The sequence below is a fragment of the Sphingomonas sp. 22176 genome (genome assembly GCF_052045505.1).
GTDB lineage: Bacteria > Pseudomonadota > Alphaproteobacteria > Sphingomonadales > Sphingomonadaceae > Sphingomonas.
In genome coordinates this window covers 328967-346512 of sequence record NZ_JBQEPL010000001.1, presented here as the reverse complement: position 1 = coordinate 346512, position 17546 = coordinate 328967, and the positions used below count along the sequence as shown (strand labels likewise).

The following is a 17546-nucleotide window of genomic DNA, read 5'->3' as shown; positions in this document are numbered from 1 at the left end:
TCCCGCAAGCGGGAGGGGTGAATAAGGGGATCACCCCTGCAGATCATACGCCTTCAGCAGGTCGTACAGCGTCGGCCGGCTGATCCCCAGCATCCGCGCGGCCGCCGAGACATTGCCGTCGCTCCGCGCCAGCGCATGCCGGATCGCCTGGCGGTCTGCCGCTTCGCGCACCGCGCGCAGGTTGATCGCCGCGGCGTCGCCCGGTGCTAGGTCCAGGTCCTCGGCATGCACCGCCTTTCCCTCGGCCATGATCACCGCGCGCTTGATGCGGTTCTCCAGCTCGCGGACATTGCCCGGCCAGCCCCAGGCGTCGATCGCGGCGAGCGCGTCGGGGGCGAAGCTCTTCTGCCCGGCCTTCATCTGTTCGGCATAGCGCGCGAGGAAGTGCCGCGCGAGCAGCCCGGCATCGCCCGGCCGCTCGGCCAATGACGGAATGCGCACCACAATCTCGGCGAGCCGGTAATAGAGATCTTCGCGGAACCGTCCCTCGGCCACCATCGCGTCCAGATCGCGGTGGGTCGCGCACACGATTCGGGTATCGACCGGGATCGGTTTCCGCCCGCCGATCCGCTCGATCACCCGCTCCTGCAGGAAGCGCAGCAGCTTGACCTGGAGCGGCAGCGGGATGTCGCCGACTTCGTCGAGGAACAAGGTGCCGCCCTGCGCCAGCTCGATCTTGCCCTCGGTGGTCTTCACGGCACCGGTGAAGGCGCCCTTTTCGTGCCCGAACAGCTCGGATTCGAGCAGCGTCTCGGGGATCGCCGCGCAGTTGATCGCGACGAAGCTGCCCCCAGAACGCGGGCTCGCCTCATGCAGGCCGCGCGCCAGCAACTCCTTGCCGGTGCCGCTGGCACCCAGCAGCATCACCGAGACATCGGCGCCTGCCACCCGCTCGATCGTTCGGGTGACCTTGAGCATCTCCGGCGCGGCGGTGAGCATGCCGCCCAGCACCGCCTTGGCCTCGGCCTTTTCGGCGAGACGGCGATTCTCCGTCTCCAGCGCATGGACGTGGAAGGCGCGCGTGACGATCAGCCCCAGCGCGTCGATGTCGATCGGCTTCTGGTAGAAGTCCCAGGCGCCGAGCTCGATCGCGCGGCGCATCGACTCGCGTTCGAAATGGCCCGACGCGACGATGACCTTGGTGGCGGGGGCGAGCTTGAGGATCGCCTCCAGAGTCGCGAAGCCCTCGCTGGTGCCGTCGGGATCGGGCGGCAGGCCCAGATCGAGCGTCACAACCGGCGGCTCCTCGGCGCGCAGCATGGTGATCGCCTCGTCGCGGGTGGTGGCGGCGAGGATCGTATAGCCCTCATAGGCCCAGCGCAGCTGGCGCTGGAGCCCGGCATCGTCTTCCACGATCAGCAGCTTGGGCAGAACCTCGCTCACGCTGCGACCTCCACCGCGGGCGCCGCGCGCAGCACCACGCGGAACCGCGTACCCTGGCCCTCGCGCGAACTGACCTGGATCCGCCCGCCCATGCCCTGTGTCAGTTGCTGCGCCTCGAAGGTGCCGAGGCCGAAGCCGCCGGGCTTGGAGGAGGTGAACGGCTTGAACAGGCGGTTGCGGACGAAGCCGGGCGACATGCCGCAGCCGCGATCGATCACGTCGATGATGGCGTTTTCCTCGTCGGTGGCGAGCGCGAGCGTCACCGGCGCATCGGCCGGGCTTGCCTCGATGGCGTTCTGGATCAGGTGGACGAGCAGCTGTTCGAGCGCGGCGGGCTCGGCGAGCGCCACGGCGGGCTCGGCGCCGGAGACCAGCCGCACCTGCCCGGGCTGCCGCGCGACGAGGAGTTCGAGCAGCGGCAGCAGCGGGGTGGGGCGCGGCGGCTCACTGCGGCCGCGATGGTGCTGGCCCAGCCGGGCGAGCAGCGCGTTCAGCCGGTCGGACGAGTCACGCAATGTCGCGATCATGTCGGCGCGGAAGGCGGGATTGTCGGCATGGCGCTCGGCGTTGCGCGCGGTCAGCGCCAGCTGGCTGACCAGGTTCTTGATGTCGTGGAGCAGGAAGGCGAAGCGGCGGTTGAACTCGTCGAATCGCTGCGCCTCGGCCAGCGCTTCCTGCGCCCGCGCCTCAGCGAGATAGCTCGCCACCTGGCGCCCGGCGGCCTTGAGCAGGTCGAAATCCTCCCAGTCGAGCCGCCGCGCCAGCGCAGGGCGGCCGAGCAGGATCGCGCCGACCAGCGCACCGCGGTGGAGCAGCGGCACCACCACCCAGGCAGCGTCGACGTCGCGCATCCAGCCCGGGGTCGCATCGGCATCGGCAGCATCGGCCAGGGCGAGGCGTACCGCATCGACTTCGATGATCCGTCCGGTGGTCTCCAGATGGGTCGCGAGCGCGGAATCGGCGGTCAGCGGCAGCGTCGCGCGGTCCCAGTGCCAGCCGGCCCCGGCCACCAGCCCGCCGTCCTCGGCGACCAGCAGCAGACCCGAGGGCGAGTCGGTCAGGTCAGCGAGCGCGCGCACGATGCGCTGGTCGAGCGGGGCGGCACCCGGTGCGCCCAGCGTTTCGGTAAAGCGCAGCCATTCGGCGCGATAATCATAGCGGTGGCGAAACAAATGCTTGGCCAGCTTCACCTTCACCCAGCCGCGCAGGCCGGAGTTGGAAACCAGCGCCAGGATCGCAGCGGTGGCGCCGAACACGAAGGCGGTCTGGAGCAGCCGTGCATGGGCGCCGCCCAGCGTCGCCAAGGCACTGGTCGCCAGCGCCAGCAGCACGAAATAGGCGCCGACCGCAACCAGGGTCAGCGACTGGTAGGCGACGGTGCGCGACATCCGTACCCGCCAGTCGCCGCGCCGCTGCAGCCCGAGCCCCATTGCGGCGGCGACGCAGACCAGGGCGGTGCCCTGCGCGACGAGCAGCAGCCCACGCAGCGGGGCGCCGAGATAGGCGAGCGTCAGCACCGCGAACTCGATCAGCCAGAAGCCGCCGAGCGCCGCCACCGTCCAGCGCAGGCCCCCGCCGGCGGTATGGGCGAGCGCCGCGTGGAGCGCCTGCACCATGACCAGCACGCCAACCGCGACGAGCAGGTGGAGCAGCAGCGCCACCGACGCGGCGTCTCCGGCGATCTGCGACGGGCCGGTGGCAACCAGGTCCAGCGCCATTGCCGCGATGGTCACCAGGGCGACCACGCCATAGACCGTGCCGAGTGCGAGCGGCGGCCGCGGCTCGCCGGCGCGGCGGTGCAGCAGCAGCAGGAAGCCAAGCCAGCCGAGCGTGCGCAGCGTCTCGGCAAAGCGTGTCGCGATCTCCTCCGCGCCGATGCCGGCGGTGGCGAGCGCGGCGAGCGCGGTCAGCCCGAGCGCCACCGCCAGCGCCCGGCGCGGCAGCGGGTCACCGCCGGTGCGGAGCGCCGCGAAGGGCAGCAGCGCGAACAACAGCGCCGCCAAGGCATGCAGCCACAGGCTCAGCGCGGCGGTGAGCATCAGCGTGCCCCGCTGGGGAACAGGATGACGCGCGCGGTCTGCAGCAGGATCAGCAGGTCGAGAAAGGGCGAATAGTTCTTGGCGTAGAAAAGGTCATATTCGAGCTTCTGGCGGGAATCGTCGATCGACGCGCCATAGGGATAGTTGATCTGCGCCCAGCCGGTGATGCCCGGCTTCACCATGTGCCGCTCGGCATAATAGGGTAGCGCCTGCTCGAGATCCTCCACGAATTTGGGCCGCTCGGGGCGCGGGCCGACGAAGCTCATCTCGCCCTTCAGCACGCTCCAGCATTGCGGCAGCTCGTCGATGCGGATCTTGCGGATGATCCGGCCGATGCGGGTGATGCGCGGATCATTCTCCTCCGCCCAGACCGCCTCGCCTGGCGCCTCTGCATCCTGGCGCATCGAGCGCAGCTTGAGCACGTCGAACGCCTGGCCGTAGAGGCCGACGCGCTGCTGGCGGTAGAGCGCCGGGCCGCGGCTCTCCAGCTTGATCGCCATGGCAGTGACGATCACCAGCGGGAAGGCAATGAGCAGCAGGATCAGGCTGGCGAGGATGTCGAACAGCCGCTTGAACAGGCCCGACATCCGTCGCCCGGAGGAAAAGCCGTCCGAGAAGATCAGCCAGCTCGGGTTGACGCTGTCGAGATCGACGCGGCCGGTGACGCGTTCGAGAAAGGTCGAGAACTCGCTGACATGGACGCCGGTGGTCTTGATCCGCAGCAGGTCCTTCAGTGGCAGCGCGTTGCGGCGCTCCTCCAGCGCGAGCACCACTTCGCTGGCGTTGAGCAGCACGACATGGTCGGCCAGGTTGTAGATCGCGTCGCGGGCGATCGCCTCGGGGATGACGCGGTTGGCGTCGCTCATCGCGACATAGCCGACGATGGCGAAGCTGGCGCCTGGCGCCCTGGACAGCTGTTTGAGCCGCGCCGCGCGGGGGCCGGCACCGAGCACGACGATGCGCCGCTTGAACGCGGCCCCGCCCAGCGTCTTGCCGAGCAGCACCCGCATCAGCAGCAGCAGCACGAAGGCGGTGACCGCCGCATAGAGCAGGTTGGAGCGCCAGAAGCCGATCGGCGGCACCAGGAAATAGAGAAAGCCGAGGCCCAGCACGCCGAGCGCGATCGAGACGAGCAGCCGTACCAGCGCATGGCGAAGCGACTGCAGCGCCTCCGCGCTGTACGCGCCGAGCGCCAGCAGCGCGGTTTCGAGCACCAGCGCGAAGCTTGCCAGCTGCGGCACCCGCTCGCCGATCGGCCCGACGTCGATGCCGGCCTGGTGCGCGCGCAGCTGCCAGCCCAGCTCGCCCGCCGTGACCAGCAGGATCACATCCAGCAGGCCGAGCAGCAGCACGGTGTTCGGGACATAATGCTTGAACAGGCGGATCATGGCGCCGCCCGGTGTAGCGCAGAAGGGTAAACGAACGGCCAAGCCCGCGCCGTCGCATCAAATTTGCGTCGTATCGCAACCGTTTCAGCGTACCCTTGTTTCACAGGCGCAGACCGCCCAGCTAATTCCACAGCACCGAGCCCAGGGAGCCCTTCCGCATGCCGGATACCAAGCCGATCACGCCTGTCATTCTTTCGGGCGGTTCGGGTACCCGCCTTTGGCCGATGTCGCGGCCCGAACGGCCGAAACAGCTGCTGTCGCTGACGGCCGAGGAGACAATGCTCCAATTGACCGTGGCCCGCGCCTCGGGTGAACGGTTCACCGATCCGATCATCGTTGCCAACACTTTCCATGTCGACCTGGTAGAAGAACAGCTTGCCAGCATCGGCACCGGGATCAAATCGCTGATCCTCGAGCCGATCGGCCGCAACACGGCACCGGCGATTGCACTTGCCGCCATGGCGGCGGGCAGCGGCAGTGAGCCGATCCTGGTCATGCCGTCGGACCATGTGATCTCCGATGTCGACGCCTTCCACGCCGCGATCGATGCGGCGCTGCCGCTGGTCAACGAAGGCTGGCTGGTCACCTTCGGCATTGCCCCCGATGCGCCTGAGACCGGCTATGGCTGGATCAAGATCGGCGAGGAAGAGCTTTCCCCCGGCGTGTTCCGCGTCGATCGCTTCGTCGAGAAGCCGCCGCGCGACCGCGCCGAGGCGATGCTGGAGTCGGGCGACCATGCGTGGAACGGCGGCATCTTCCTGTTCCGCGCCGACATGTATCTCGGCGCGCTCAGCGTGTTCGCCCCCGAAATGCTGGTCGCGGCCCAGCAGTCGATGGACAAGGCCCGGCGCGAGGGCGCGCGGATCTTCCCCGATGCCGAGAGCTTCGCTGCCTGTCCCTCGGACTCAATCGACTATGCAGTGATGGAAAAGGCCCCGCGCGTCGCGGTGGTGCCGGTGGCGATGGGCTGGAGCGACGTCGGCAGCTGGGATGCGCTGCACGCGATCAGCAATCCCGATGCCGGCGGCAACGTGGTGCGCGGCGACGTGGTGGCGATCGAGGCGACCAACTGCCTGGTGCAGAGCGAACCGGGCAAGCGCGTCGCGCTGGTCGGCGTGCAGGATCTGATCGTGGTGGTGTCGGGCGCCGACGTGCTGGTGCTGCCGCGCGGGCGCAGCCAAGAGGTGAAGAAGCTGATCGACGCGATGAAGGACTGACGCTGCGCCCGAACGCGCCGCCGATCGCACGGACCGGCGGCGTCGAACGCGGATCAGCCGCTGAAGCGTACCCGGACGGAGACGTTGCGGCGACGGCGGATCGCCATGCCGAGCCCGCCGAAGCCCGCCAGGAGCAACGCCCAGCTCGCCGGCTCGGGAACGGCGGAGATGGTCAGGCTATAGCCCGGGGCCAGCGCGAACGTCCCCAGCTTGAACGTCGGCGAAGACTCGGACCCGGTATACAGGGTGGCACCGGTCGAGAAGATGCTTGCGCCGATATTGTTGTTGAACAGGCCGAAATTGAAGAAATAGGTTGGGCTGCCAAAGCCCAGGTCGAAAGTCGCGGCCGCGCCGTTGATCGTGCCGGTTGTTCCATCCATGCGGAAAAAATGCCCGTCATCAATATTCGTAGGCGCCGGCGAAGACTGGAGGACGAACTTGATCGTCTGGCTGCCGGTAATCGAAAACCTGTACTGCGCCGCATTCGCCGGGGCGGCAATCACAAATGCTGCAGCACAGCAGGCGCCCAAGAAGAGCGTGCGTTTCATGCAATCCTCCACTAACTATATGTTTTAATGATGTCATACGCAGTACAAGCGTAACGCCCAGAACATATAGCAGATTTGATTGCGACTTGGCAATAATTGCTGCGATAGTTGCCGTCGTTTCGGAGCTACCATCTGTTCACACGATGAAGGTGGCGTCAGCCCTTGCCGCCGCGATAGGCGGGCAGTCCCCACTTCCAGACCATCGCGGCGCCGCGCAGCGCAAAGCCCGCAGTGGCGGACACCAGGCCCGCGGCATAGGGCGGCAGCCCGAGCAGACTGAGCAGCACATAGAGCGAGGCGGTGAGCGCCGCCGCCGTGACATAGAGTTCGGGGCGCATCAGGATCGACGGCTCGCCCGCCAGCACGTCGCGGATGATGCCGCCGACGCACGCCCCCACCACCCCCATCACCGCCGCCGGCACCGGCGGAATGCCATAGCCGAGCGACTTGGCCGCGCCGAACGCCGCATAGGCGGCCAGCCCCAGCGCATCGAGCCAGGCGAAGGTCCGGTCGCTCCACCAATGTTGCGGCGTGAGCCACACGATCGCCGACATGCCGAGGCACAGCGAGGCGACCGAGGCATCGTGCACCCAGAAGACCGGCGCGCCGATCAGCAGGTCGCGCACCGTACCGCCGCCGACGCCGGTGATCAGCGCGAAGAAGGTAGCGGTGACGATGGTCTGCTGGTGCCGGGTCGCGGCCAGCGCACCGGTGGCGGCGAACACCGCGATGCCGAACAGGTCGAGCCAGGGCAGGATGGGACCGATCTGGGCGGCGACCGAACTGTTCATGCCCTCGCTTTGCCGCGCGGGCATCCCCCAAGTCAAACACAGGTCTTGGCGTAGCGCGGCAGGTTGGGGCAGAGAGGACCCATGCAACGTACCGAGTCCCCGCTGATCGCCCTCGCGATCCTCCTGGCGGCGCTCGCCGGCTTCGTCGATGCGCTCGCCTTCACCAGCCTGGGCGGTTTCTTCGCCTCGTTCATGAGCGGCAATACGACGCGGCTCGGCGTGGGCCTGGGCAGCGGCTCTGCCTATGATGCGGCGATCGCCGCGTCGTTGGTGATGAGCTTCGTAGCAGGCGTGATCCTGTCGAGCGTGATCGGCCGCGCTCGTCCGCACCGCCACCAGCCGGTGGTGATGACGGCGGTGACGCTGCTGCTGACGCTCGCCGCCATCGTCGCGACGTTGATGCCCGGGCCGATCGTGCTGCTGCTGCTCGCCGCCGCGATGGGTACCGAGAACGGCGTGTTCCAGCGCGACGGCGAAGTGACGATCGGCCTCACCTACATGACTGGCTCGCTGGTCAAGCTGGGACAGAAGCTGGCGGGTGCGCTGATGGGCGATGCGGATCGCTTCGGCTGGCTGCGCTATCTGGCGCTGTGGCTCGGCTTCGTCAGCGGGGTGGTGATCGGCGCCGAGAGCCAGTTCCGCTGGGGCTGGAACGCGTTGTGGCTGGCGCCGATCTTCTCGGCCGTGCTGACGCTGCTGCTGGCGAGCATGACCCGTCCGCGCGCCCGGCCCGATCTCACGCTGGTGCGCTGACCGGCTCCGCGGGCACCAGCCCGGCCAGCGCCTGGAGCGCCGCGACGTGGCGCTCGAATGCAGCGCGGCCGACGCGGGTCACCGAAGCCCAGGTCCGCTGCCGGCCGTTGGCCGCGGCCTTGCGCAGCTTCACATAGCCGGGCTCGGCCAGCGCCGAGAGGTGCTTCGACAACACCGAGTCGCTGACCTTGGTGAGGTCGCGCAGCGTCGCGAACTCGGCTTCCTGCACGTTGGTCAACAACGCCATGATCTGCAGCCGGGTGGGCGGGTGAATGACCGCGTCGAAGTCGGGCGCACTCACAGACTGCGCTCGAGCTCGCTGCGGAAGACGCGCTGCCAGACGATGCTCATATAGGTCGCGACACCGAACATCACCGCGCCGAGCATCAGCGACGGCCAGATTTCCTGCCTAGCGAAGACAAAATAGACGCTGGCCCCGTAGAGCGCGAGCAGGATCGGCAGGAATGCCGCGATCACCAGGCGGGTGCGGCCGCGGCGATAGCCGTTGATGAACATGCCCAGCCGGCGACGATCCCAGCGCATGACCAGCACCATGCCCAACACGAGCGGGATCATCGCCAGCAACTGATAGGGCGCGGCGGCGGGGGAGACGACGATTCCGGCCTCCAGCGCGGCAAAGGCCAAGTGCCGCGCGGGCGGGCAGTGCGCGACGCGGACAAGCTGGGCGCGGCTGGCGTGGATCTGTGCCAGCGCTTGCTGGGCTTCGGCGACGCTCGACATGACGATTCTCCCTTTCCAATGTGGAAAGGAATACTGCAGGCTTTCCGGCCTGGAAAGCGAGAACTTTCCGGATCGGAAAGTCAGCGGAACGCCCAGCGCAGCGTTTCCGCGACGCCGCGGGTGCCCAGCCGCACGGCGGGTGCGGCAAGCGGCGGGGTGGAGAGGTGGTGCATCTGCCGCGCCCAGCCGGGCAGCAGGTCGATGGCGGCGGCGAAGGTCATCGCCTGGAAGGGCTTGGTCGCGAGGTTCGGCGCCGGCTGTTCGAGCAGCAGCCGCGCCACCTCGCGGGTCCGCGCGTCGTAATGCAGCTCGCCCCGCATCTCGGCGATCAGCGCCTGTGCCTCGGCGCGGCTGTGCGGCACCGGATCGGCACCCAGCGCCTCGGCCACCTGCGCGAACTCGGCGAAATAACGGTCCTGGTCCGCGCGCGACATGCCCGGCTCGGCATAGCGGATCCAGCCGTCGAGAAAGCTCACCGCTTCGGTCACATGCACCCAGGCGAGCAGCCGGGGATCATCGGCGCGATAGGGGGTGCCGTCGGGCAGGGTGCCGCGGATATGCTGGTGGATGGTGCGCACTCGGGCGATCGCTGCCTCAGCCTCGGCGCGCGAGGCGTAGCTGGTCTGGGCGATGAACCGCGCCGTGCCGCGGAGCCGACCGAGCATGTCGTGGCGGAACTTGGAATGGTCCCACACCCCCGCCAGCACGGCCGGATGGAGCATCTGGAGCAGCAGGGCGGCGACCCCGCCGACCATCATCGTGGTCACGTCGCCATGCACCCGCCACAGCACCGAATCGCGCGTGAACAGCGCATCGTCGCTCGGCTGCACCGGCGTTTCGCCGCGCGCGGCATCATTGAACACGGCGCGTACCTGGCCGACCATCGCCCGCCGTACGCTGTGGGTTGCAAATGCAACGAAATCCATCTTGCTAAGCTAGGTACTCTGGTAGCGCGAACAAGTTGACCGACCTCGCTTTGCAGTGCAGCAATCGCGCCCATGGCCACACTCGCGATCACCAACAACCCCGACATCCGCTTCCTCGGACGGCTGCTCGGCGACGTCATTCGTGCCTATGGCGGCGAGGAATTGTTCAAGCGGATCGAATATATCCGCGCGACGTCGGTCGATCGGCATCGCGGCGTGGCAGGGGCGGGGAAGATCGATTCCGGGCTCGACCGGTTGAGCCTGGACGAGACGCTCGATTTCGTCCGCGGCTTCATGCTGTTCTCGATGCTCGCCAACCTGGCCGAGGACCGCCAGGGCGTCGCGACCGAGAAGGACGCCGATGTCGCCGCCGCGCTGGAGCGGCTGGCCAAGGCCGGCATCGGCCGCGAGCCGGTGATGGCGCTGCTCGACCATGCCCTGGTCAGCCCGGTGCTCACCGCGCACCCCACCGAGGTGCGGCGCAAGTCGATGATCGACCACAAGAACCGCATTGCCGAGCTGATGGCGCTGCGCGACCAGGGCGTCGCCGAGACGCCCGACGGCGACCAGGTGGAAGAGGCCATCCTCCGTCAGATCGCGCTGCTCTGGCAGACCCGGGTGCTGCGCCGCGAGAAGCTGGGCGTGCCCGACGAGGTGGAGACCGCGCTCTCCTATTTTCGCGACGTGTTCCTGCCGGTGCTGCCCGCGCTCTACGCCCGCTGGGACCGCGCGCTGGGCGACCGCGCGCCGAGCTTCCTGCGCCCCGGCAGCTGGATCGGCGGCGACCGCGACGGCAACCCCTTCGTCACTGCCGAATCGATGCGCTTCGCCCTCGCCCGCGCGGCGGAGACGGTGCTCGAACATTATCTCGATTCGGTCCATGCGCTGGGCGCCGAACTGTCGATCTCGACCGAGCACACGGAGGTGCCCGAGGCGGTGCTCAAGCTCGCCGAGGCCAGCGGCGATACCGGCAAGAGCCGCAGCGACGAGCCCTATCGCCGCGCGCTGACCGGCATCTACGCCCGCCTCTCCGCGACGCACGAGCAGCTAGTCGGCAAGAAGCCGGGCCGCCCGTCCCCGATCGCCGCGGTGCCCTATGCCCATCCGAATGCCTTCCGCGAGGACCTCGTCGCTATCGCGCATGGCCTTGCCGACGGCGGACCGCTCGCCACCGGCGGCGCGCTCGGCCGACTGATCCGCGCGGTGGAGACCTTCGGCTTCCACCTCGCCACGCTCGACATGCGCCAGAACAGCGCGATCCACGAGCGCGTGGTCGCCGAGCTGCTCCAGTCGGCGGGCGTGTGCGACGACTATGCGGCGCTCGACGAACAGGCCCGCATCGACCTGCTCCGCCGCGAGCTCGCCAATGCCCGGCCGCTGACCAGCCCCTATGCCGTTTATTCGGAGGAGGCCGCCACCGAGCTGGCGATCGTCCGCGAAGCGGCGGCGGCACATGCCCGCTACGGCCGCGACTGCATCCGCCATTACATCGTCTCGATGGCGCAGTCGGTGTCCGATCTGCTCGAAGTCCATGTCCTGCTCAAGGAAGCCGGGCTCTATGTGCCGGGCGAGACGCCGCAGGCGCACATCATGGCGATCCCGCTGTTCGAGACGATCGCCGATCTCGAAGCCGCGCCGCCGATCATGGAAGCCTGGCTGGGCCTGCCCGAAGTCGCCGCCATCGCGGCGTCGCGCGGGCACCAGGAAGTGATGATCGGCTATTCCGATTCGAACAAGGACGGTGGCTATCTCACCTCGACCTGGCAGCTCAGCCGCGGCTCGACCGCGCTCAAGCCGGTATTCGAGGAAGCCGGCATCGCCATGCAGCTGTTCCACGGCCGCGGCGGCGCGGTCGGGCGCGGCGGCGGCTCCAGCTTCTCGGCGATCCTCGCCCAGCCGCCGGGCACCGTGCAGGGCCGCATCCGCATCACCGAACAGGGCGAGGTGATCGCCGCCAAGTACGGCAGCCCTGAAAGCGCGATGACTAACCTCGAGGCGATGACCTCGGCCACGCTGCTCGCCAGCCTGGAGCCCGAACGGCTGGCGCCCGCCGATGCCGATCGCTTCGCCGCGGCGATGGACCAGCTTTCGGACAGCGCCTTCCGCGCCTATCGCGGGCTGGTCTACGAGACGCCGGGCTTCACCACCTTCTTCCGCCAGATGACCCCGATCGCCGAGATCGCCGGTCTCAAGATCGGCTCGCGCCCGGCCAGCCGAAAGAAGAGCGACGCGATCGAGGATCTGCGCGCGATTCCCTGGGTGTTCAGCTGGGCGCAGGCCCGCGTGATGCTGCCCGGCTGGTACGGCGTCGGCGCGGCGCTCGATGCCTTCGAGGACAAGGGGCTGCTGCGCGAAATGGCCACCGCCTGGCCGCTGTTCCGCGCGACGCTCGACAATATGGAGCAGGTGCTCGCCAAGTCCGACATGGGTATCGCCAGCCATTATGCCGCGCTGGTGGAGGATGCCGAGCTGCGCGACGGCATCTTCGGGCGGATCAAGGGCGGCTGGCAGCAGACGCAGGACGGGCTGCTCCAGGTCACCCGCCAGACGCGGCTGCTGGAGAAGCACCCGCTGCTCGACACCTCGATCCGGCTGCGGCTGCCCTATATCGAGCCGCTCAACCTGCTCCAGATCGAGCTGATGAAGCGCCACCGTGCCGGCGAGGAGGATCCGCGGATCGGCGAGGGCATCCTGCTCTCGATCAACGCCATCGCCACCGCGCTGCGCAACAGCGGGTAACCGCCCGGAGCCGGGGCGAAACGCCTGGTTAACCATGGGGGCCTAGCGCTGATGGGCATGGGTCCAGGGCATCTCCGCAACATACGACGCGATTCGCTTCTCGCGATCGGCATGGCGTTGCTGATGGGGATCGCCTGGACGGTGCGCGATCGGGTCGCGCTCGGCGCGCTGCGGCTGCCCGATACCGATGACCTGATGCGCCTCCAGCAGATCCGCGACTGGCTGGGCGGGCAGGCGTTCACCGATCTTGCCCAGCACCGGCTGGGCCCGGCGCCGGGGCTGCAGATGCACTGGTCGCGGCTTGCCGACTTGGTGCCCGCGGCGCTGATCCTGACGCTCACCCCCTTGCTCGGCGTGCATGCGGCGACGGTCGCTGCCGTGGTGGTCTCGCCGCTGCTGCTGTTCGCGGCGATGCTGATTCTCGTTGCCGCGATCGCCCGGCGCCTCGGTCAGTCGGGAATCGTCGCCGTCGTGCTCGGCGCGCTGGCCTTTCCCGCCATTACCTTGTTTCCGCCCGGGCGGATCGATCACCATGCGCTGCAGATCGTGCTCGTGCTTGCGCTGCTCCATGCCTGTGTTGGGCGGGGCACGTTGCGGCAGGGGGCGGTCGCCGGGATGGCGACGGTGTTGTCGCTCGTCGTGGGCATGGAGACGGCGCCGCTGCTCGCCGCTGGCGGCGCCGCCATCGCGCTCCGCTGGCGACTCGACGGTGCCGCCGGTCAGGCGCGGATGGCCGGCTATGCCACCGCGCTGCTGCTGGGGCTGAGCGCCGCGGCAGTCCTCTTCCGGTCGAGCGGCTGGAACGTCGCCGCCTGCGACGGCTTTACCGCGATCCTGTGGCGTGCCGCGATGCTGGTCGCGCTGGCACCCGCGGCGATGGCCGTGGCGGGCTTCGCCACCGTGTCGGTCGCCGCGCGCACCGCGGTATTGATCGCCACTGGTGGGCTCGCGCTGGCAGGTGCGGCCCTCTCCGGGCCGTCATGCCTTCATCCCTATGGGCAGGTGGATCCGCTGCTCGCGCGGCTCTGGCTGGCGCATGTCCACGAAGCGCAGCCGCTCGCCGCGCTACCGCTCGGCAGGGCGGTTGCGGCCGGGGGGATGGCGCTGGTCGGCCTCGCGGCCGGTGTCTGGTTCGCCTGGCGGACGCGGACGGCTTCGGCGTGGGTCGTGCTGGGCTTCCAGGCGGTGGCGGTTGCAGTCACGCTGGTGCAGGTGCGCGGGGCGCCGCTGGCGGCGCTGACGGCAGTGCCCGCGCTCGCCGCGATGATTGGTGCCGCCCGGCCGCGCGGACCGCTCGCGCTGGTCGTGGCCTGGCTCGCGGCCAGCGGAATCGCCTATGCCTCGCTCGGCGATGCGCTGGCACCCGCCGCGTCGGCCGCTGCCGCCTCAAGCTGTACCCCTGCCGCCGCTGCTGCGCGGCTGGCGGCGCTGCCGCCCGGCCTCGTCGCCGCGCCGATCGATTTCGGACCGATGCTGCTCGCCACGACCCGGCACCGGGTGCTGGCCGGACCCTATCACCGCGATACGCAAGGAAATCGTGCCATGTACGACCTGTTCCTCAGCCCCTCCACCCAGGCGGAGTCGCTCGCGCGGCGATGGGGGGTGGACTATATCGCGCTCTGCAAGGACGGCTTTGCCGAAGTCGGCGAGCGTGCCCGCGATCGCCAGCTGCTGGTCGGCAGCCTGAAGGCGGGCCAGGTGCCGCCCTGGCTGCGGCAGATATCGCCTGCGGGATCGAGCACCCGCGTCTACACCCTCACCCAGCCCGCGCGACGCACCACCCAGTGAACGATCCGCGTGCGGGGGAGGTGCGCTGGTGGGAGCAGCGCTGGTTCGCGCTGGCGGCGATCCTGCTCAGCGCGGTGCCGCTGCTGTGGCCCGCGGTGCCGCCGCTCACCGATCTGCCGGGGCATATCGGTCGCTACCATGTCGCTGCCCATCTCGCGGACTCGACGCTGCTCCGGCAGCATTGGGCGTATCGCTGGCGGCTGATCGGCAATCTTGGTGTCGACCTTGCGGTGCTGCCGCTGGTTCCGCTGTTCGGCGCGGCGCTGGCGGCCAAGCTGGTGGTCCTGACCATCCCGCCGCTCACCGTTGCGGGCCTGATCCTAGTATCGCGCGCGGCCGGCGGGCGGCTCGCCCCTGCCGCGCCCTTTGCCTTTCCGCTCGCGTACAGCTTCCCCTTTCAGTTCGGCTTCGTCAATTTCGCGCTGTCGGCGGCGCTCGCGCTGCTGGCGCTGGCGCTGTGGATGCGGATGCGGCGCGTGGTTGCGGCGCGTGCGCTGCTGTTCGTGCCGATCGCCCTGCTGCTGTGGACGGCGCATTGCTTCGGCTGGGCAATGTTCTGCCTGTTGGCCTTCGGCACCGATCTCGCGGCGCTTCGCGAGGACGGCCGCGGCTGGGGCGAGACGATCCTGCGGGCCGGGCTGCGCTGCCTGTCGCTGGCCGGGCCGCTGGTGCCGATGCTCGCCGGCGACGCTTCGGGGGACGGCAGCCTGGGGGCAAGCTGGGAATGGCTGGCCAAGCTGCAATGGCTGGCGTCGCTGCTGCGCGAGCAATGGCAGGGCTATGATCTGGTCTGCGCGGTGCTGCTCCTCGCGCTTGTTTGGCTGGGCGCGCGCAGCACGGCGCTGCGGCTCGATCGGCCGCTCGCCTGGGCTGCGGCGATCGGCGCGATCGCGTGGCTGGCGCTGCCCTATCGCCTACTCGGCGGCGCCTATGTCGACATGCGGATGACGCCCTATGTCGTCGCGCTGCTGATCGTCGCGATCCGAACGCGCACCGCGCGGCTGGCCGGCCCGCTGGCGTTCGCCGGCACGCTGTTCTTCCTGCTGCGCCTCGCGACCACGACCTGGGTGTTCCTCGGCGCCGCGGCGGCGCAGGAGCAGGCGGCGGCGGTGGCGGCGCGGATTCCGCGCGGCGCCGCGGTCCTCGTGGCGGTGCGGGAGCCCTGCAAGACGTGGCGCGTCGCGCGGCTGTCGCACGTCGCGGGGCTGGCGATCGCCCGGCGCGATGTGTTCGAGAACGGCGAATGGACGCTGGCGGGCCAGCAGCTGCTGCGCGACCGCCATCCGCAGGCCGGGGCCTATCGAGCCGATCCCTCGCAGATGATCTACGATGCCGGGTGCAGCGTGGACGCGCCTGGCCTGCCGGCGATGCTGCAACGCTTCGATCGCGGCACCTTCGCCTATCTGTGGACGATCGATCTGCCCACGCCGCGCCTGCCCCCGGACGTGGTGCCGGTCGCCCGTTCCGGGCCCTCGATGCTGTACCGCGTCGCACCTAATCCCGACAAGCGCTTGCCGTACCCGCCGCTCGCGCACTAAAGCGGCGCGATGGATAAAGGGGTTCCGCTGCGCTGGTGGCAGACGCGCTGGTTCGTATTGCTCGCCACGCTGCTGGCGGCCGTGCCGCTGTTATGGCCGGATATCCCGCCGCTCGTCGACTTGCCCGGCCATATGGGCCGCTACCGCGTGCAGCTGGTGTACGATCAGGTGCCGTGGCTGCGGCAATGGTATGATTTCCGCTGGCAACTGATGGGCAATCTGGGCGTGGACCTGCTGGTTTTCCCCATGGCCAAGCTGTTCGGGCTCGAGCTGGGCGTGAAGCTGATCGTCATCGCGATCCCGACGATGACCGTCGCGGGCTTCCTGATGATCGCGCGCGAAGTGCATGGCCGGATCCCGGCGACGGCGCTGTTCGCCTTGCCCTTCGCCTATGCCTTCCCCTTCCACTTCGGCTTCGTCAATTTCGCCCTGTCGATGGCCATGGCGATGCTGGCCTTTGGCTGGTGGCTGCGGCTGGCGCGGCTGGGCAGATACCGGTTCCGCTCGGTGGTGTTCGTGCCGCTCTCGGTGATCATCTGGATCACCCACACCTTCGGCTGGGGCGTGCTGGGCGTGCTCGCCTTCTCGGCCGAGCTGATCCGCCAGCACGATCTGCGGCGCGACCCGGCACTGCCCTGGTACAAGGATCTGGCGGGGGGCTGGCTGGCGCCGGTGTTCTTCGCCGGGCTGCAATGCCTGGTGCTGGCGCTGCCGGCGGTGCTGATGGTGATCTGGCGCGGCGGCGAGCATGTCTCGGGCCAGACCTTCGACTGGTTCAACTGGCGCGCCAAGACCCTGTGGGTCACGCAGATGTTCCGCGATCGCTGGCAGCTGTTCGATATCGCCAGCGTCGGGGTGATCTTCCTGCTGCTGCTCAAGGCGGTGCGCGACCCCAACATCCAATATTCGCGCAACCTCGGCCTTTCCGCGCTACTGTTGCTGCTGGTCTACCTCCTCCTGCCGCGCGTGGTGTTCGGATCGGCCTATGCCGACATGCGGATGGTGCCGTTCATGTTCGCCATCGCAATCCTGGCGATCCGGCCCAAGCCCGGCCTGTCGATGCGCGGCGCGACCCTGGTGGCGGTGCTCGGCCTCGCCTTCTTCCTTGCCCGCATCGGCGCGACGACGGCGAGCTTCTACCTTTACGACAAGGCCTATGACCGCGAGCTCGTGGCGCTGGACCATGTGCCCATCGGCGCCCGGCTGGTGAGCTTCGTCGGCGAGACCTGCTACAACGAATGGGCGATGACCCGGCTGCAGCACGTCCCCGGCCTCGCGCTCGAGCGGCGGCTGGCGTACACCAACGATCAATGGTCGATGGCCGGCGGCCAGCTGATGACGGTGCGCTACCGCGCCGCCAAGCGGTTCGCCCATGATCCGTCGGAGCTGGTGACCAACGTCCAGTGCCCGCGCGAATGGTGGCGCCCGATCGCGCGCAGCCTGGCGCTCTTCCCGCGCGACGCGTTCGACTATGTCTGGCTGGTCCGCCCGCCGGCGTTCGACAAGCGCTACGAGCAGGGGCTGATCCCGGTGTGGCGCGACGGGCCGAGCGTGCTGTACCGGGTGGACCACAGCGTCCCTGGGCCCGGCCTCAATCCCGGCGACCTGCCGATCCCGCGCCCCGAAGCCGTGCTGATCCGCGAAGCCGAGGCGGCGGGCGAACTGCCGGGCAATGGGACCGCGCCGCCGTCGTAA

General features: G+C 69.0%; 14 protein-coding genes. 6 read left to right on the top strand and 8 right to left on the bottom strand.

All coding sequences use genetic code 11. From position 1 onward, the window contains the following. Positions 1 to 30: 30 nt before the first annotated feature. From prsR to ACTJKY_RS01590, 3 genes are read right to left on the bottom strand one after another with little or no spacing between them, the layout of a single operon-like run. Entirely contained in the window at positions 31 to 1383 is a 1353-nt protein-coding gene (gene prsR, locus ACTJKY_RS01600) for a PEP-CTERM-box response regulator transcription factor (RefSeq protein ID WP_440843745.1), read from the bottom strand. Further along, on the bottom strand, positions 1380 to 3422 hold the full coding sequence (gene prsK / locus ACTJKY_RS01595; protein WP_440843744.1) for an XrtA/PEP-CTERM system histidine kinase PrsK: 2043 nt from the start codon (positions 3420 to 3422) through the stop codon (positions 1380 to 1382). The genes prsR and prsK overlap by 4 nt, the downstream gene beginning before the upstream one ends. Beyond that, positions 3422 to 4810, bottom strand: coding sequence for a TIGR03013 family XrtA/PEP-CTERM system glycosyltransferase (locus ACTJKY_RS01590; RefSeq protein ID WP_440843743.1), 1389 nt, complete (start codon positions 4808 to 4810; stop codon positions 3422 to 3424). The genes prsK and ACTJKY_RS01590 overlap by 1 nt, the downstream gene beginning before the upstream one ends. A gap of 158 nt (positions 4811 to 4968) precedes the next feature. On the opposite strand from ACTJKY_RS01590, the gene ACTJKY_RS01585 reads away from it, so the two are divergent. Then, on the top strand, positions 4969 to 6027 hold the full coding sequence (locus tag ACTJKY_RS01585) for a mannose-1-phosphate guanylyltransferase/mannose-6-phosphate isomerase (RefSeq protein ID WP_440843742.1): 1059 nt from the start codon (positions 4969 to 4971) through the stop codon (positions 6025 to 6027). A 53-nt stretch (positions 6028 to 6080) separates the two neighbouring features. Here the strand turns inward: ACTJKY_RS01585 and ACTJKY_RS01580 are convergent, their stop codons facing one another. Together ACTJKY_RS01580 and ACTJKY_RS01575 are read right to left on the bottom strand one after the other, a co-directional pair. Further along, positions 6081 to 6575: a PEPxxWA-CTERM sorting domain-containing protein gene (locus ACTJKY_RS01580; RefSeq protein WP_440843741.1), complete on the bottom strand. Its 495-nt coding sequence runs from the start codon at positions 6573 to 6575 to the stop codon at positions 6081 to 6083. 155 nt (positions 6576 to 6730) lie between these two features. Next, positions 6731 to 7366 carry a trimeric intracellular cation channel family protein gene (locus ACTJKY_RS01575; RefSeq protein WP_440843740.1) on the bottom strand — a complete coding sequence of 212 codons (636 nt, stop codon included), beginning with the start codon at positions 7364 to 7366 and terminating at the stop codon, positions 6731 to 6733. An 81-nt stretch (positions 7367 to 7447) separates the two neighbouring features. On the opposite strand from ACTJKY_RS01575, the gene ACTJKY_RS01570 reads away from it, so the two are divergent. Next, positions 7448 to 8119: a YoaK family protein gene (locus ACTJKY_RS01570; protein ID WP_440843739.1), complete on the top strand. Its 672-nt coding sequence runs from the start codon at positions 7448 to 7450 to the stop codon at positions 8117 to 8119. On the opposite strand, the gene ACTJKY_RS01565 is transcribed toward ACTJKY_RS01570, so the two are convergent. The 3 genes from ACTJKY_RS01565 to ACTJKY_RS01555 all read right to left on the bottom strand — a co-directional run bounded on the left by ACTJKY_RS01565 (position 8103) and on the right by ACTJKY_RS01555 (position 9786). Continuing rightward, positions 8103 to 8420 carry a winged helix-turn-helix domain-containing protein gene (locus ACTJKY_RS01565; protein WP_440843737.1) on the bottom strand — a complete coding sequence of 106 codons (318 nt, stop codon included), beginning with the start codon at positions 8418 to 8420 and terminating at the stop codon, positions 8103 to 8105. The two genes, ACTJKY_RS01570 and ACTJKY_RS01565, sit on opposite strands and share 17 nt — an antisense overlap. Next, positions 8417 to 8860 (bottom strand): hypothetical protein, encoded by a 444-nt coding sequence (locus ACTJKY_RS01560; protein ID WP_440843736.1) that lies wholly within the window; start codon positions 8858 to 8860, stop codon positions 8417 to 8419. Before ACTJKY_RS01560 ends, ACTJKY_RS01565 begins: the two co-directional genes overlap by 4 nt. Positions 8861 to 8940: 80 nt before the next feature. Continuing rightward, positions 8941 to 9786 carry an oxygenase MpaB family protein gene (locus ACTJKY_RS01555; RefSeq protein WP_440843735.1) on the bottom strand — a complete coding sequence of 282 codons (846 nt, stop codon included), beginning with the start codon at positions 9784 to 9786 and terminating at the stop codon, positions 8941 to 8943. Positions 9787 to 9858: 72 nt separating this feature from the next. Between ACTJKY_RS01555 and ppc the strand changes: the two genes are divergently transcribed. The 4 genes from ppc (at position 9859) to ACTJKY_RS01535 (ending at position 17546) form a co-directional block, all read left to right on the top strand. Next, positions 9859 to 12525, top strand: coding sequence for a phosphoenolpyruvate carboxylase (gene ppc, locus ACTJKY_RS01550; RefSeq protein WP_440843734.1), 2667 nt, complete (start codon positions 9859 to 9861; stop codon positions 12523 to 12525). Between the two features lie 111 nt (positions 12526 to 12636). Then, positions 12637 to 14313: a hypothetical protein gene (locus tag ACTJKY_RS01545; protein WP_440843733.1), complete on the top strand. Its 1677-nt coding sequence runs from the start codon at positions 12637 to 12639 to the stop codon at positions 14311 to 14313. Beyond that, positions 14310 to 15851 (top strand): hypothetical protein, encoded by a 1542-nt coding sequence (locus ACTJKY_RS01540; protein WP_440843732.1) that lies wholly within the window; start codon positions 14310 to 14312, stop codon positions 15849 to 15851. Before ACTJKY_RS01545 ends, ACTJKY_RS01540 begins: the two co-directional genes overlap by 4 nt. A gap of 9 nt (positions 15852 to 15860) precedes the next feature. After that, on the top strand, positions 15861 to 17546 hold the full coding sequence (locus ACTJKY_RS01535; RefSeq protein ID WP_440843731.1) for a hypothetical protein: 1686 nt from the start codon (positions 15861 to 15863) through the stop codon (positions 17544 to 17546).